A 14,951-nucleotide genomic window follows, 5' to 3' on the forward strand; every position below is an offset into this window, starting at 1 on the left:
TGATCAGATAAAATATCGATAAACAAGACCGAAAAATACAAATTGGGGAGAGCGCGGTGAGGCGAACGCAGATGAAGGCGATCTTGGCGGCGGGTCTCGTGCTCGGGGCGTCTGTTGCCGCGACCGCACCAGCGCTGGCGCAAGCCAAAATCCAGATCGGCTGCACGGCGACCTCCGACTGCGCTTCGGCCATGGTCGCGGTCGACGAAGGCATCTTCAGAAAGCACGGGCTCGACGTCGAGATGACGCCGATCGCGATCAACTCCAACATCCCGGCGGCGATCCTGTCGAACTCGATTCAGATCGGCGGCCCCACCTCCACCGTCTTCCTCCAGGCCGTCGACGGCGGCCTCGACCTCGTCGCGATCGCCGGCGCATCGGTCATGAACCCGACCTCGAACACTGCGATCGCCGCCTTCGTCCGCAACGGCATCATCATCAAGGATCCCAAGGATTTCATCGGCAAGAAGGTCGGCGCGCCCGGCCTCAACGCCTTTCTCCATGTGCTGTTCGTGAAGTGGCTGGTGGAAAAAGGGGTCGATCCCAAAAGCGTCAATTTCGTCGAAGTCACCTTCCCGACCATGGCCGACATCATCAAATCCGGCGGCGTCGATGCCGTGCTCACCGCCGAGCCGTTCGTCACCCGCATGACCAATGCGGGGCTCGGCTCGGTCGGCGCGCGCTACGGCGCCGAGCTCGGCCGCACCGATCCGATCATCTTCTATGCGGCGTCGCGCGACTGGGCGGAGAAGAACGCGGCGACGGTGAAGAAATTCCGCGAAGCCATCGCGGAGGGCGCCGCGATCGTCAACAGCGATCGCGAGAAGGCTTCCGCCGCGATCGCCAGGTTCACCAAGCAGCCGCTTGACCTGGTCAAGGCGACGCCGCCGAACCAGTCCGAGCCGAACCTCAAGGCAGAAAACCTCAGCTGGTGGATCGACGTGATGTCGTCGCAGAAGATGCTGCAATCGAAGCTCGACACCGCGAAACTGGTGCTGAACTAAAAGGACAAGGACGATGCCTGCTCCCGAACGCTCTCTCGAACGCCCACCGGCCGAGGCCGGCACCTTGAGCGAGCGCGCCGCAAACCTGATCGAGCAGGACATCCTGGCCGGCGATCTCGCGCCGGGATCGCGGCTCGGCATCGTCGATCTCGTGCAGCGCTACGAGATCGGCGCCACGCCGCTGCGTGAAGGCCTGTCGCGGCTGATGTCTCGCGGCCTGATCGTCGGCATCGGCCAGCGCGGCTTTCGCGTCGCCGAGGTCAGTCGCGAGGATCTCGCCGACATCACCTGCATGCGGACGGCGGTCGAGATCGAGGCGGTCAGGCTCGCCATCCTTCATGGCGATGTCGCCTGGGAGGCCGGCATCGTCAGCGCGCTACATCAGATGCGCCGGCATATCGAGCGCACCGGCAACGAATTCCGCGAGGGCGCGGCTGATTTCGACCGGCTGCACAAGGGCTTTCACACTGCGCTGCTCGCCGCCTGCGGCTCACGGCGCATGCTGGCCGCCCATTCCGACCTCTACGACCAGGCCTATCGCTACCGCCGCGTGATGATGGGGGCCATCGACAGCGGCGAGGGGTTCATCCGGAGCCATCAGATGCTCGCCGACCAGGTGCTCGCCCGCGACGTGGCCGCCGCACAGAAAACGCTGGCGGCGCATCTGCACTCGACCATCGATTTCGTCTATCCGCCTGACAGCGGGGAGCAATCATGAGCGTCGTTGCCAGGCTCGACGAGGCGCGCGCCGCGCGGCGGCAAAAAGCGCTGATCGCGTTCAACGCCGCGACGCTGCGGCTCGGCGGCAAGACCATCATCGAGAATCTCGACCTCGAGGTGCGGCCGGGCGAATTCCTCTGCATCGTCGGCGCCTCCGGCTGCGGCAAGACCACGGCGCTGCGGCTCGCCGCGGGACTCTATCGCCCGACCAGCGGCGCCGTGACCTTCGACGGCGAGGTGATCACCGAGCCGCGCCGCGAGGTCGCGATCGTGTTCCAGGATTACGGCAAGGCACTGCTGCCGTGGCGGACCGCGGCCGGAAACATCTCGCTGGCGCTGGAAGCCTCGCATGTGCCGGCGCGCGAGCGCGGCGCGCGCATCGAGGCGCTGCTGCGCAAGGTCGGCTTGCCCGGCCATGCCGACAAATATCCGACGGAAATGTCGGGCGGCATGCAGCAGCGCCTGCAGATCGCGCGCTGCCTTGCGCAGGAGCCGACGACACTGCTGATGGACGAGCCGTTCGGCGCGCTGGATGCGATGACGCGCCAGGGCCTGCAGGACGAGGTGCTGTCGCTGACGCAAGCGAGCCAGACGACGGTGGTCTTCGTGACCCACGATCTCGACGAGGCGATCTATCTCGGCGACCGCGTCGTCGGCCTGCTGCCGCATCCGGGCCGGATCGGGATCGCGCTCGATGTCGATCTGCCGCGTCCACGCGACCAGCTCGCCACCCGCGAGCATCCGGAATTCCTGCGGCTGCGCCGGCAATTGTTCGACTTCATCAAGGGATGCGAACATTGAGCCTCGATCGCACGAGGCCCTTGCTGTTGCCGCTGGCGCTGATGCTGGCGTTCGAGATCTGGGCGCGCCTCACTCATTTACAAAGCGACAGCCTGGCCCCGCCGAGCGCGATCCTCGCGGCACTGGCCGCGGCTCTTGCCGATCTCTCTATACCGATCGCGACCCGCGACACGCTGTTCGCTGCCTTTGCAGGCCTTGGGATCGGCAGCGCCATCGGGCTTGCGCTCGGCATTGCCTTCGGCATCTCGCGTCCGTTCGACCGGCTGATGGAGGTGACGGTCGAGGCGATCCGTCCGATTCCCTCGATCGCGCTCTTGCCGATTGCGCTGATCGCGCTCGGCTTCGGCTATCGGATGGAGATCGTGATCGTGGCGTTCGCCTGCGTCTGGCCGATGCTGATCATGACGCGCAGCGCGGTGCGCAGCATCGAGCCGCGCTTGATGGAGGTGTCGCGCGCGCTGCGGCTGAGCGCGCCGCAACGAATTACGAAGATCGTGATCCCGGCGGCACTGCCGCGGATCTTTGTCGCCTTCCGCCTGTCGGCCGGCATCGCCCTGATCGTCGCCGTCACCGTCGAGATCGCCATCAATCCGATTGGCTTAGGAGCCGGCATCATGCTGGCGCAGCAGGCGCTGCGGGCCGACCTGATGCTGGCCTATCTGGTGTGGATCGGCGTGATCGGCTACGCGCTGAACATCCTAATGATCGCGGCCCAGCGCCGCCTGTTCGGCCGCGCCGCGCTCGCCGGAGACAATCCATGAACCGCGCAGCGATCTTCTGGCGTGTCGCCAGCATCCTGGTCGCTGCCGGCTTCATCGCGGCGTGGCAGCTCGTCGCCAATCTGAAACTGGTGTCGCCGGTGTTCCTGCCCGGTCCTGACAAGGCCTGGGCCGCGCTGTTGCGCGGTTTTTCGAGCGGCGATCTTGCAAGCAAGCTGATCGGCACGCTCGAGCACATGGCCTATGGCTGGCTCGCCGCCTCGATCGCCGGCATTGCGCTCGGCGCGCTGATCGGCTCGTCGAGGCTGATGCGGGCCTATGTCGCGCCGTCGCTGGAGTTCCTGCGGCCGCTGCCGGTGTCGGCGATCATCCCGGTCGCGATCGCGATGCTCGGGCTGACGCAAGGCATGGCGCTGTTCGTGATCGCCTTCGGCGCGATCTGGCCGATCATACTGGCAACCATTCACGGCTTTGCCGCGGTCGAGCCCCGGCTCTACGAGGTCGCCCGCGCGCTGCAGATGCCGCGCGCCGCAATCATCGGCAAGATCGCCCTGCCCTCGGCCTTGCCTGATATTCTCGCCGGCATGCGGCTCAGCCTGACGGTCGCGCTGATCCTGTCGGTGGTCTGCGAGATCCTGGCCGGCCTCGACGGCCTTGGTCAGTGGGTGCTGCTCTCGGCACGCGCGTTCCGATCCGCCGACCTGTTCGCCGGCGTCATCCTGCTCGGTGCGACCGGATATTTGACGTCGATCGCGGTGTCGCTCGTCGAGCAGCGACTGCTCGCCTGGCAGACTGCAGCGAGGTAGCGCGGCGGATCACATCGCCAAACAAAAATGGCCCGCGTGATGCGGGCCATTTTCGTATCGGAACCGGTAAAGTCCGAATTTGGTTGCGGGGATAGGATTTGAACCTATGACCTTCAGGTTATGAGCCTGACGAGCTACCGGGCTGCTCCACCCCGCGTTAAACACTTGCGCGCCTTCGTAAAAATGCCGGGGACGGTGGATTGAGTGCCGACGCTGTTCGCGTGGCTTGCTTCTCCCGTCCCGAAGGCTTCCCTGGAAGGCAACCCCGGGCCAAGGCCCGTCGGGTGCGGGGCGTATGTACCAACCCGGGCTGGCTTTGGAAAGGGCTGCGGGGACGTTTTTTTCGACTTTATGACAGGCCGTAGCCACGGATTCCGGCCGGTTTGCCCTGCACTTGCCAGAAGTTCCGCAAAGCGCCAGCTTGCGGCAACAAAACAGCGGGGAAACGCCTGATGGGGAGGAGCGCCATGGACAAGTCCCTGGACGAGAGTGTGGACCGCCGCCCCCTGGCGGGCGCCCCGCTGGCCGCGCTCACCGACAGCTTTCAGGCCATGGTCGCGCGCTCGCGGGCCGAGGAGCCGGCCGATTGCGCCCTCAGGCTCGACCGGCTGGCGCGCTTGCGCGCCGTGGTCGCCGAGAATGAGGAGCGCTTCCGGCAGGCGATCTCGGCCGATTTCGGTCACCGCTCGGCGGTCGAGACCACCATTGCCGAGACGATGATGGTGTTCTCGGAAATCCGGCATGCGACGAAGCATCTTAAGACCTGGATGGCGCCGCAGCGTGTCGCGACCGCGCTGCAATTCCTTCCCGCGCGCAACCGGCTGATCCCGCAGCCGCTCGGCGTCGTCGGCATCATCGCGCCCTGGAATTATCCGCTGCAGCTCACGCTCGCGCCTGCGATCGGCGCCATCGCCGCCGGTAACCGCATCATCATCAAGCCGAGCGAGCTGGTGCCGCACTTTTCCGCGCTATTGAGGGAAACGGTGGCGCAACAGTTCGATGCGACGGAGCTGCTCGTCACCGGCATCGAGGACGAAGTCTCAAAGGGTTTCGCACACCTGCCGTTCGATCATCTCGTGTTCACCGGCTCGACCCGGGTCGGGCGGCTGGTCGCGGAGGCCGCGGGGCGCAATCTCACGCCTGTGACGCTCGAGCTCGGCGGCAAATCGCCCGCGATCATCGATGCATCAGCCGATCTCGACGAGGCCGCCGAGCGCATCGCCTATGGCAAGCTGCTCAATGCCGGGCAGACCTGCATCGCGCCGGATTATGTGCTGGTGCCGGAACGTTCGCTGCAGGCCTTCGCCGAGAAGGTGCGCGCGCAGATGCGGCGCATGTTCGGTGCCGATCCCGCCAACAAGGATTACACCTCGATCATTTCCGACCGCCATTATGCGCGGCTCGAAGGCCTGGTTGCGGATGCAGCCCAACGCGGGGCAAAGATCCTGCAGCCGGCGAAGACTGATGATCCCAACTGGAAGGCGCACCGCAAGTTTCCGCCGACGCTGATCCTCAGTGCCACTGAAGACATGGCGGTGATGCAGGAGGAGATTTTTGGCCCGGTGCTGCCGGTGCTCGGTTATCGCGAGCCGGCGGAAGCGATCGCCTTCATCAACCGCCGCGACCGGCCGCTTGCACTGTACTGGTTCGGCACGAACCGCGACGCGCGCGAGGCGGTGCTGGCGCGCACCACCTCCGGCGGCGTCACCATCAACGACTGCCTGTTTCACTTCGCGCAAATCAACCAGCCGATGGGCGGCGTCGGCGCTTCGGGCACCGGCGCCTATCACGGCGAATGGGGCTTCCGCTCCTTCAGCAAGCTGAAGCCGGTGTTCTACCGCTCCAAGTTCAATCGCCTTGCCGATCTCTATCCGCCCTATGGCGGCAGAATCGCGCGGCTGGAGAAGATGATGCGGTTCATGTCGTAGGGGCTACAAACACCGTCATTGCGAGCGCAGCGAAGCAATCCAGAATCCCTCCACGGCGGCAGCCTGGATTGCTTCGCTTCGCTCGCAATGACGACAACAACAAAGAACTCTCGTGGGGGGAAACATCAGTGACGGACACATTCGATTTCATCGTCGTCGGCGCGGGCTCCGGCGGTTGCGCGGTGGCGGGGCGGCTGTCGGAGGATGCGGCGACATCAGTTGCGTTGCTCGATGCCGGCGGACGCAACGATAGCTGGCGGATCACGACGCCGTTCGGGCTGGCGCTGCCCTACAGCAAAGCGAACTGGGCCTTCGATACGGTGCCGCAGAAGGGATTGAACGGCCGGATCGGCTATCAACCGCGCGGCAAGGGCCTCGGCGGCTCCTCGGCGATCAACGCCATGGTCTATATCCGCGGCCACAAATGGGACTATGACCACTGGGCCTCGCTCGGCAACCAAGGCTGGTCGTACGCGGACGTGCTGCCCTATTTCAAGCGCTCGGAGAACAATGTCGATTTCGACGGCGACTATCACGGCAAGGGCGGGCCGCTGCATGTCAACAGGCTGCGCTCGGACAATCCGATCCATGAGATCTTCCATCAGGCCGCGCGCGAGGCGCAGTTCCGCATCCGCGAGGATTTCAACGCCGAGGACCACGAAGGCCTCGGCAGCTACCAGGTGACGCAGCACAGGGGCGAGCGCTGGAGCGCGGCGCGGGCCTATTTGCAGCCGCACATGGACAAGCGCGCGAATCTGCGCGTCGAGACGGGCGCGCATGCGACGAAAATCCTGTTCGAAGGTGGACGCGCGATCGGCGTCGAATATGTGCAGGGCAAGCAGAAGAAGCAGCTGCGCGCGCGGCGCGAGGTGATCCTCGCCGCCGGCGCCTTCCAGTCGCCGCAACTCCTGATGCTGTCAGGCATCGGCGATGGCGAGGCGCTTGCCGCACACGGCATCGGCGTGACGCATCATCTGCCGGGCGTCGGGCGCAATCTGCAGGACCATCCGGATTTCGTGTTCGTCTACGCCTCCGACTATCCGCACTTCGTTCATTCATCGCTCAGTCGGTTGCCGTCGCTGCTCCGCGGCATCCAGCGCTACCGGAGGGAGCGGCGCGGCCTGATGACCACCAATTTCGCCGAGTGCGGCGGCTTCCTGAAGACGCAGGCCCATCTCGACGTGCCTGACATTCAGCTGCACTTCGTCATCGCGATGCTCGACGATCACGGCCGCAAGAAACACAAGGAGGCAGGCTTCTCATGCCACGTCTGCCTGCTCAGGCCGAAGAGCCGCGGCAGCGTCTGGCTGAAAAGCGCCGATCCGTTCGCCGCACCGATGATCGATCCGAATTTTCTGGGCGAAGCGGAGGATCTCGAATCGATGGTCGCGGGTTTCAAGACCACGCGGCGGCTGATGGAGACGCCGGCGTTGCGCGCATTACAGAAGAAGGACATGTTCACGTCAGATGTGCGCACCGACGACGACATCCGCGCTATCCTGCGTGATCGCGTCGACACCGTCTATCACCCGGTCGGCACCTGCAAGATGGGCACCGATGCGATGGCCGTGGTCGATCCGACGCTGAAGGTGCATGGCGTCGAGGGCTTGCGCGTCGTCGATGCCTCGATCATGCCGACGCTGATCGGTGGCAACACCAATGCGCCTGCCATCATGATCGGGGAGAAGGCGGCGGACATGATCCGGGCGGAGGCGCGGTAGCCCTCCGCTGTCGTCCCCGCGAACGCGGGGACCCATAACCACAGGGAGACGTGTGGCGGGAGACGGTCACCACGAGTCGTCGCCAAACCACGCCCTGTGGGTATCGCGACGAGCGCAAGCGCTCGCGCGGGAATCCCGGATCTGCGCGCGCTTTGGGCGCGCTTGTCCGGGACGACAGCCGTGGTCAACGCGAAGACAAAACACGCACACGAAGATCTTTTTCTTTACTGACGTCGAATAGTCATGAAGCAATGCAATCCTGAGATGCAGGAGCCAAAATACAGACGATTTTAGCGATATGAAACCGGAACGATCGGTTCGACGTTCATTCGTTCCATTGGCAGGGTTTCGCTCATGAACAGTTTTGATCTCGCCGTCTATGCTGCGCTCGCCCTTGCGATCGGCTTCGGTTTCAGGACGGGCCTGCTCGGCAGCGCCATGACCATCCTGGCTTATCTCCTCGCCGCCCCCATCGCCGTCGCGTTGATGCCGCTGATCGTGCCGCAGGTCGCCGGCAATCCGAACGCACCGCTTTTCCAGAACTGGATCTGGTTCTTCGGCATCTTCCTGGTCGTTGGCATGTTGTTCGGATATCTCGGCCGCCTTGCGCTGAGCGACACGATCCGCGAGGCCGGGATCGGCGACCGGCTCGGCGGCGCCGCGCTCGGCGCCATCAGGGTCGGCCTCGTCACCACCACGCTGGTGCTGGTGTTCGACCAGATCGTGCCGCCGAACCGCCAACCGCCCTTCCTCGCCGGCTCGCATCTGCGGCCACTGTTCTCGTTGGTCGGGCAGATGGGCTTCAAGTCGCTGCCGCCGGAGGCCGCCGCCGCGATCGACCGCCTCAAGCAGGAGCGGCGCATCTAGGGCGCATTTGCATCGCAGCTCCGGTCGCCATGCATTTTGACGCGGGCCCCTCCCTTATCAGCGGCACCTCTCTTGGCTAGAGTGCGCCCGTCCAAAAACCTGCCTGCTATTTTCGGGAGTGAAACAGTGGATCTTGGGATCAAAGGTCGCCGCGCCATCGTCTGCGCATCCAGCAAGGGCCTGGGGCGCGCTTGCGCCATCTCGCTGGCGGAAGCCGGCGTCGACGTCACGCTGACCGCGCGCGGCGCTGAAGCCCTGAAGAAGACGGCCGACGAGATCCGGAAGGCCTATCCCGGTGTGAAGGTCACCGAGATCGTCGGCGACATCACGACGCCTGCCGGCCGCGAAGCCGTGCTGAAGGCCTGCCCCGAGCCCGATATCCTGATCAACAATGCCGGTGGCCCGCCGCCCGGCGATTTCCGCAACTGGACCCGCGACGACTGGATCAAGGCGATCGACGCCAACATGCTGACGCCGATCGAGCTGATCAAGGCGACCGTCGACGGCATGATGGCGCGCAAGTTCGGCCGCATCGTCAACATCACCTCGGCCGCGGTGAAGGCGCCGATCGACATCCTCGGCCTCTCCAACGGTGCACGCGCCGGCCTCACCGGCTTCATCGCCGGCCTGTCGCGCAAGACCGTGATCAACAACGTCACCATCAACGGCCTCTTGCCCGGCCCGTTCGAGACTGATCGTCTGACCAGCACCGCGAAGGGCGAAGCCGACAAGCGCGGCGTCACGCCGGAGCAGATTTTGGCCGAGCGCGCCAAGCTCAACCCGGCCGGCCGTTTCGGTCAGCCCGACGAGTTCGGCTATGCCTGCGCTTTCCTCTGCGGCGCCAAGGCCGGCTTCATCACCGGCCAGAACATTTTGCTCGACGGCGGCGCCTTCCCGGGAACGCTGTGAGAGCGGTCTGGTACGAGCAAACAGGGCCGGCCGTCGACGTTCTCACCTATGGTGAGATGGCGACGCCGGTCGCAGGCCCCGGCGAAGTTCGCATTCGCCTGGAGGCCTCCGGCGTCAACCCCGCCGATGTCAGCCGGCGCGGCGGCTCCTATCGCGCGATGGAGTTCTCGCGCGTCATTCCGAACAGCGACGGCGCAGGCTTCGTCGATCAGATCGGCGATGGCGTGACGCGCTTCAAGCCCGGCGACCGCGTCTGGCTGTTCAACGGCCAGCGCAACGGCCGCGCCTTCGGCACGGCGGCGGAATGTATCGCGCTAGCCGAGCAGTTGGTGACGCCGCTGCCGGACCATCTCTCCTTTGCGGAGGGCGCCACGCTCGGCATCCCCGCGATGACCGCGTGGTGCGCGCTGTTTGCGGATGGGCCTGTCGTCGGCAAGACCGTGCTCGTCACCGGCGGCGCCGGCGCGGTCGGGCACTATGCGGTGCAACTCGCAAAATGGGGCGGCGCCCAGGTGATCGCCACCGTCAGCTCGGCGCTGAAGGGCGAGCAGGCCAGGCGCGCGGGCGCCGATCTCGTCGTCAATTACAAAGACGAGGACGTCGTTGCGAAAGCGATGGCCTTCACCGGCGGACGCGGTGTCGACCACGTCGTCGATGTCGACTTCGGCGGCAATATCGCGACCACGCTGAAGCTGATGGCGGTCAATTCCACCATTGCGGTCTACGCGACCAACGGCAACCGCACGCCCGCGGTGCCGATGCGCGAGCTGATGGAGAAGTGCATCAACTTGCGATCGCTGGTGCTGTTCGCCCTGCCGCCGTCGCTGCTCGCCGCGGCGCAGGCCGACATTTCAAAATGGCTGGCGGCGGGCCCGCGAATACACAACGTCGCGGCGCAGTTCGCACTGTCGGATACGGCGCAGGCGCATCTCGCCGTCGAGAAGGGCGACAAACTCGGCACGGTGATCGTCGACTGCGCGCGGTAGCGTTCAGGTTCGTCTGTTGCCAGGAGGAAGATGCGCCCCTCCCCGCTTGCGGGGAGGGTTGGGGAGAGGGCTGCCTCTCCGCAACGAGATAACCCCCTAGAGGAGAAAGCCCTCACCCGGCGCGCGGGACGATGCTGCGCATCGCCCGTGACGCGCCGACCTCTCCCGCAAGCGGGAGAGGTGCACCGAGCACGTGGCTCGATCTAGTCAACCTAACGCATGTCACCCCACCGGCGTGGTCCGCTCGTCGCTCCAGTCGATACCGAGCTCGTCCATGCCGTCGGCAAGCAGATCGCCCAGCATCGGCTCGCCCAGCAGATACCGCACGGTCTCGCGGCGGGGTGCCTTGTATTCGCTGCGGGCCTCGACTGCGCGGGCGCGCAGATCATCCCACTCGTCGACATCGCCGTCGCCGCGGCCAAGCCACATCAGCGTGACCAGGTCGATCTGTTCGTCCTCGTTGAGGGCCCGGATGAAGCCGGCGAGCTCGGCTGCGACCGGATCGGAATTGGTGTCCTCGAGCACGTCGATCTCGTCGTCATCGGACGGGTTGGAGCCCGACTCCGGATCGGAGCCGGATTCCTTGACGTCGAATTCGCGCGCCTTCTCGATGATGAAGGCGACCTTGTCGGCGGAAATCGCAAGCTCTGGCATGGGCTCCCCCTGCTCGTCGTCTGGGTTGGTCCGGGTTCCCTCGATAACGCAACATCGCGACAGATGATCCATTGCGCTTCCTGGCGGAAAGTGCGCATCTTCGCCGCGAAACAAGAAAATGGGGGCGCGCCCGATGCAGTGGAAGGTCGGCAAGGTCAAAATCACCAAGGTGGTGGAGCTGGAAACGGTCGGCTCGACCCGGTTCATCCTGCCGCTGGCCAGCAACGACGAGATCCGGAAGCTGCCCTGGCTGATCCCGCATTTCGCCACCGAAGAGGGCCGGCTGAAAATGTCGATCCATTCGCTGGTGGTGGAGACGCCGTCGCGCCGGATCGTGGTCGATACCGGCCTCGGCAACGACAAGCAGGGCCGCAACGTCCCGACCTGGAATAACCGCAACACGCCGTTCCTGGAAATGATGAGTGCGGCGGGCTTCGACCCCGACAGCATCGACACCGTGCTGTGCACGCATCTTCACGTCGACCATGTCGGCTGGAATACGAAGCTGGTCGGCGGCAAATGGGTGCCGGCCTTCCCCAAGGCGCGCTACGTGTTCGGGCGCACCGAGTACGAGCACTGGCGCGACCATTCCACCGAGCCGGACAAGCGCGCCGTCTTTGACGATTCCGTCAAGCCGATCGTCGATGCCGACCGCGCCGATCTGATCGCAAGCGATCACCGGCTCTCGGATGAGATCAGCATGATCCCGACACCCGGCCACAGTCCCGGCCATATGAGCATCCTGATCCAATCCGATGGCGAACAGGGGCTGCTGACAGGCGACGTCGCCCATCACCCCTGCCAGATGGCGCATCTCGACTGGTCCTCCACCGCGGATTCCGATCAGGCGCGATCGACCGACACGCGGCGCGTGCTGTTCGGCCGCTTTGCCGATACGCCGACGCTGGTGATCGGCGGCCATTTCTCGGCCGGGCATATCCGGCGGGAGGGCGATGCGTTCAAGTTTGTGGCGCTGGGGTGATCTCGTGTCCCGGACGCGGTGCAGCGTGCAACGCTGCTCCGCAGAGCCGGGACCCAGAATGCCGCGGCATGGGTCCCGGCTCTGCACCGCACCGCACCGCTTCGCGCTGCGTCGCGTCCGGGACACGCATCTTAACAACCCGCGCCCGTCGAATCCGAAAGCCTGCAATGCGCCCCGTTTTCGGCGGTTGAATTTCCCGCCGCCCTGTTCCATGAAGCTATTTAACCGATCAGTCCATCCCAAGGGAGAAACGAGAATGAAGCTTGTTCGTTATGGCGAAAAGGGTGCGGAAAAGCCCGGCCTGATCGACAAATCCGGCCAATTGCGCGACCTGTCGGCGCACCTGAAGGACCTCACCGGCGAGGCCTATTCGCCGGAATCTCTGAAGAAGCTCGCCGCCATCGACCCGGCCTCGCTGCCCGCCGTCTCAGGCAAGCCGCGCTTCGGCGCGCCCGTCACCGGCATCTCGAAATTCGTCGCGATCGGCCTCAATTACAGCGATCACGCCAAGGAGACCGGCGCGGCCATTCCGACCGAGCCGATCATCTTCATGAAGGCCAATACCTCGCTTTGCGGCCCGAACGATAACGTCGAGAAGCCGCGCGGCTCCACCAAGCTCGACTGGGAAGTCGAGATCGCCGCGATCATCGGCACCCGCGCCAAGTACGTCTCGGAAGCCGACGCGCTGAACTACGTCGCCGGCTTTTGCGTCTGCAACGACGTCTCCGAGCGCAACTTCCAGACCGAGCGCCTGGGCCAGTGGACCAAGGGCAAGTCGCACGACACGTTCGGCCCGGTCGGCCCGTGGCTCGCCACCAAGGACGAGATCAAGGACGTGCAGAACCTGTCGATGTGGCTCGACGTCAACGGCCAGCGCCGCCAGACCGGCTCGACCAAGACCATGATCTTCTCGATGGCCAAGTGCGTCTCCTACGTCTCGCAATTCATGACGCTGCTGCCGGGCGACATCATCACCACGGGCACCCCGCCCGGCGTCGGCCTCGGCATGAAGCCGCCGACCTTCCTCAATGTCGGCGATGTCATCACGCTCGGCATCGAAGGCCTCGGCGAGCAGCGCCAGGAGATCGTGGCGGCGTAAGGCCGCCGCTCTACCCGTCATTGCGAGCGAAGCGAAGCAATCCAGAGATGATCCTACGGAGGCAGCCTGGATTGCTTCGTCGCTCGCAATGACGAAAACCAACTGCCGGCTACCCCGTAGGACATTCACCATGAAACTCTCCTTCTCCGCCGCCTCGCCCTTCGCCCGCAAGGTGCGCATCGCCGCGATCGAGCTCGGGCTGATCGACAAGATCGAATTCACGCCGGCGACCGTCGCGCCCGGCACGGTCAACGAGGACTATTCGAAGATCACGCCGCTGAAGAAGCTGCCGGTTCTGATCACTGACGACGGCGACGTCATCCTCGACTCCTATGTCATCGTCGAATATCTCAACGAGATGGCCGGCGGCAGCCTGATCCCGGATTACGGCCCGCGGCGTTGGAAGGCCAAGACCAATCACTCGCTCATCAACGGCATGCTCGATTCCATGCTGCTGTGCCGCTACGAGAAGATGGTGCGGCCGCAGGGCCTGCAATGGCAAGCGTGGTCGGACGACCACTGGAACCGGGCCTGGACCGGCATGGCGCGCTTCGAGAACATGCCTGAGGTACTGAACGGCCCGTTCGACATCTCGCAGATCGGCCTCGTTTGCGTGCTCGGCTACGCCGACTTCCGCTTCGCCGATTGCGGCTGGCGCAAGGCCTATCCGAAGCTCGACGCCTTCCATCAGAAGATGCTGGAGCGGCCCTCCGTGAAGATCTCGGTGCCGCCGGCCGCATAAGCGCAGGAGTTCTCATGAGCCTGAAATACGCGGTCGGCGACCTCACCATCCATCGCGTCATCGAACAGGAAACCTCTTTCGTGCCGGCGCTGGACATGCTGCCCGGCCTCACGGCCGAGGTGCTGGCCGAGAACAGGGCCTGGATGCGCCAGGCCAAAGCGCTGGACGAGCAGGACGTGCTGCTCTTGTGCTTCCAATCCTATGTGGTGAAGACGCCGCACCACACCATCCTGATCGACAGCTGCATCGGCAATGACAAGCCGCGGCCGCAGCGGCCGAAATGGAACATGAAGACGGACGACACGTACCTGCGCGGGCTCAATGCCGCCGGGTTCACGCCTGACGACATCGACTTCGTGATGTGCACGCATCTGCACGTGGATCACGTCGGCTGGAATACGCGGCTGGAGAATGGCCGCTGGGTGCCGACCTTCCCCAAGGCGCGCTACGTCTTCGCCAAGCAGGAATACGACCACTGGTTCGAGCAGAATGCGAAAACGGAGATTCCGCCGTTCGCCGACAGCGTGCTGCCGGTGGTCGAAGCGAACAGGCACGAACTTGTCGGCAACGATCACCAGATCGGCGACCACGTCCGCATCGTGCCGACGCCGGGCCATACGCCCGGCCACATTGCCATCGCAATGGGGCGCGGCAAGGACGACGCGGTGTTTTCCGGCGACCTCATGCACTCGCCGCTGCAAACGCTCTATCCGGAGCTGTCGATCAAGTTCGACGTCGATCCGGCCAGGGCGGCCACGACGCGGCGCGGTTTTCTGGAGCGCTATTGCGACACCGACACGCTGTGCTGCACCGCGCATTTCCCCTCGCCCTCGGTGGGGAAGATCAAGCGCAAGGGCAGCGGCTTCGTCTGCGCGGCGGTGTAGCCGAGCCACCGCACCCGTAGGGTGGGCAAAGCGACTTGTCCGCCGTAGCTCGAAGAGCGAAGGCGGAAGCGTGCCCACGTTCTGTTGCCGTATTTGATAAACGTGGGCACGGCGCAAGCGCGCCTTTGC

At 64.8% G+C, this 14,951-nt stretch carries 15 protein-coding genes and 1 tRNA gene; 14 read left to right on the top strand and 2 right to left on the bottom strand.

What is annotated here, in order from left to right:
* Nucleotides 1-71: 71 nt before the first annotated feature.
* Genes XH89_RS34525 through XH89_RS34545 form a run of 5 tightly spaced genes read left to right on the top strand, consistent with a single transcriptional unit; the run spans nt 72 to nt 4,050 of the window.
* Entirely contained in the window at nt 72-1,004 is a 933-nt protein-coding gene (locus XH89_RS34525) for an ABC transporter substrate-binding protein (RefSeq protein WP_246767695.1), read from the top strand.
* A 13-nt stretch (nt 1,005-1,017) separates the two neighbouring features.
* Complete coding sequence (locus tag XH89_RS34530; RefSeq protein WP_194464735.1) at nt 1,018-1,722, top strand: GntR family transcriptional regulator; 705 nt, start codon at nt 1,018-1,020, stop codon at nt 1,720-1,722.
* A complete protein-coding gene (locus XH89_RS34535) occupies nt 1,719-2,525 on the top strand; it encodes an ABC transporter ATP-binding protein (protein WP_194464736.1) in 807 nt (268 codons plus the stop codon). Before XH89_RS34530 ends, XH89_RS34535 begins: the two co-directional genes overlap by 4 nt.
* Nucleotides 2,513-3,286, top strand: a complete 774-nt coding sequence (locus XH89_RS34540) for an ABC transporter permease (protein WP_371825186.1) — start codon at nt 2,513-2,515, stop codon at nt 3,284-3,286. The genes XH89_RS34535 and XH89_RS34540 overlap by 13 nt, the downstream gene beginning before the upstream one ends.
* Nucleotides 3,283-4,050: an ABC transporter permease gene (locus XH89_RS34545; protein WP_194464738.1), complete on the top strand. Its 768-nt coding sequence runs from the start codon at nt 3,283-3,285 to the stop codon at nt 4,048-4,050. The genes XH89_RS34540 and XH89_RS34545 overlap by 4 nt, the downstream gene beginning before the upstream one ends.
* An 80-nt stretch (nt 4,051-4,130) precedes the next feature.
* Here XH89_RS34545 and XH89_RS34550 read toward each other — a convergent pair.
* A tRNA-Met gene (locus XH89_RS34550) sits at nt 4,131-4,207 on the bottom strand.
* Nucleotides 4,208-4,517: 310 nt separating this feature from the next.
* On the opposite strand from XH89_RS34550, the gene XH89_RS34555 reads away from it, so the two are divergent.
* The 5 genes from XH89_RS34555 to XH89_RS34575 all read left to right on the top strand — a co-directional run bounded on the left by XH89_RS34555 (nt 4,518) and on the right by XH89_RS34575 (nt 10,461).
* Complete coding sequence (locus XH89_RS34555) at nt 4,518-5,978, top strand: coniferyl aldehyde dehydrogenase (RefSeq protein ID WP_194464739.1); 1,461 nt, start codon at nt 4,518-4,520, stop codon at nt 5,976-5,978.
* A gap of 128 nt (nt 5,979-6,106) precedes the next feature.
* Nucleotides 6,107-7,699 (top strand): GMC family oxidoreductase, encoded by a 1,593-nt coding sequence (locus XH89_RS34560; protein ID WP_194464740.1) that lies wholly within the window; start codon nt 6,107-6,109, stop codon nt 7,697-7,699.
* A 354-nt stretch (nt 7,700-8,053) separates the two neighbouring features.
* A complete protein-coding gene (locus XH89_RS34565) occupies nt 8,054-8,566 on the top strand; it encodes a CvpA family protein (protein WP_194464741.1) in 513 nt (170 codons plus the stop codon).
* 126 nt (nt 8,567-8,692) lie between these two features.
* On the top strand, nt 8,693-9,475 hold the full coding sequence (locus tag XH89_RS34570) for an SDR family oxidoreductase (protein WP_194464742.1): 783 nt from the start codon (nt 8,693-8,695) through the stop codon (nt 9,473-9,475).
* Nucleotides 9,472-10,461 carry an NADPH:quinone reductase gene (locus XH89_RS34575; RefSeq protein WP_194464743.1) on the top strand — a complete coding sequence of 330 codons (990 nt, stop codon included), beginning with the start codon at nt 9,472-9,474 and terminating at the stop codon, nt 10,459-10,461. The genes XH89_RS34570 and XH89_RS34575 overlap by 4 nt, the downstream gene beginning before the upstream one ends.
* A gap of 222 nt (nt 10,462-10,683) precedes the next feature.
* Here XH89_RS34575 and XH89_RS34580 read toward each other — a convergent pair whose 3' ends face one another.
* Complete coding sequence (locus tag XH89_RS34580; RefSeq protein ID WP_194464744.1) at nt 10,684-11,115, bottom strand: DUF3775 domain-containing protein; 432 nt, start codon at nt 11,113-11,115, stop codon at nt 10,684-10,686.
* A 133-nt stretch (nt 11,116-11,248) separates the two neighbouring features.
* On the opposite strand from XH89_RS34580, the gene XH89_RS34585 reads away from it, so the two are divergent.
* The 4 genes from XH89_RS34585 (at nt 11,249) to XH89_RS34600 (ending at nt 14,822) form a co-directional block, all read left to right on the top strand.
* Nucleotides 11,249-12,097, top strand: a complete 849-nt coding sequence (locus tag XH89_RS34585; protein ID WP_194464745.1) for an MBL fold metallo-hydrolase — start codon at nt 11,249-11,251, stop codon at nt 12,095-12,097.
* 256 nt (nt 12,098-12,353) lie between these two features.
* Nucleotides 12,354-13,196 carry a fumarylacetoacetate hydrolase family protein gene (locus XH89_RS34590; RefSeq protein ID WP_194464746.1) on the top strand — a complete coding sequence of 281 codons (843 nt, stop codon included), beginning with the start codon at nt 12,354-12,356 and terminating at the stop codon, nt 13,194-13,196.
* 130 nt (nt 13,197-13,326) lie between these two features.
* Nucleotides 13,327-13,938 carry a glutathione S-transferase family protein gene (locus XH89_RS34595; RefSeq protein ID WP_194464747.1) on the top strand — a complete coding sequence of 204 codons (612 nt, stop codon included), beginning with the start codon at nt 13,327-13,329 and terminating at the stop codon, nt 13,936-13,938.
* A gap of 14 nt (nt 13,939-13,952) precedes the next feature.
* A complete protein-coding gene (locus XH89_RS34600) occupies nt 13,953-14,822 on the top strand; it encodes an MBL fold metallo-hydrolase (RefSeq protein WP_194464748.1) in 870 nt (289 codons plus the stop codon).
* Nucleotides 14,823-14,951 lie beyond the last annotated feature (129 nt).

Source organism: Bradyrhizobium sp. CCBAU 53340 (genome assembly GCF_015291645.1).
Classification (GTDB): domain Bacteria; phylum Pseudomonadota; class Alphaproteobacteria; order Rhizobiales; family Xanthobacteraceae; genus Bradyrhizobium.

Coding starts and splice junctions, on each gene's coding strand:
- XH89_RS34590 (WP_194464746.1), top strand. CDS start 12,354: ATGAAGCTTGTTCGTTATGGCGAAAAGGGTGCGGAAAAGCCCGGCCTG.
- XH89_RS34545 (WP_194464738.1), top strand. CDS start 3,283: ATGAACCGCGCAGCGATCTTCTGGCGTGTCGCCAGCATCCTGGTCGCT.
- XH89_RS34530 (WP_194464735.1), top strand. CDS start 1,018: ATGCCTGCTCCCGAACGCTCTCTCGAACGCCCACCGGCCGAGGCCGGC.
- XH89_RS34600 (WP_194464748.1), top strand. CDS start 13,953: ATGAGCCTGAAATACGCGGTCGGCGACCTCACCATCCATCGCGTCATC.
- XH89_RS34585 (WP_194464745.1), top strand. CDS start 11,249: ATGCAGTGGAAGGTCGGCAAGGTCAAAATCACCAAGGTGGTGGAGCTG.
- XH89_RS34555 (WP_194464739.1), top strand. CDS start 4,518: ATGGACAAGTCCCTGGACGAGAGTGTGGACCGCCGCCCCCTGGCGGGC.
- XH89_RS34580 (WP_194464744.1), bottom strand. CDS start 11,115: ATGCCAGAGCTTGCGATTTCCGCCGACAAGGTCGCCTTCATCATCGAG.
- XH89_RS34565 (WP_194464741.1), top strand. CDS start 8,054: ATGAACAGTTTTGATCTCGCCGTCTATGCTGCGCTCGCCCTTGCGATC.
- XH89_RS34540 (WP_371825186.1), top strand. CDS start 2,513: ATGCGAACATTGAGCCTCGATCGCACGAGGCCCTTGCTGTTGCCGCTG.
- XH89_RS34595 (WP_194464747.1), top strand. CDS start 13,327: ATGAAACTCTCCTTCTCCGCCGCCTCGCCCTTCGCCCGCAAGGTGCGC.
- XH89_RS34535 (WP_194464736.1), top strand. CDS start 1,719: ATGAGCGTCGTTGCCAGGCTCGACGAGGCGCGCGCCGCGCGGCGGCAA.
- XH89_RS34525 (WP_246767695.1), top strand. CDS start 72: ATGAAGGCGATCTTGGCGGCGGGTCTCGTGCTCGGGGCGTCTGTTGCC.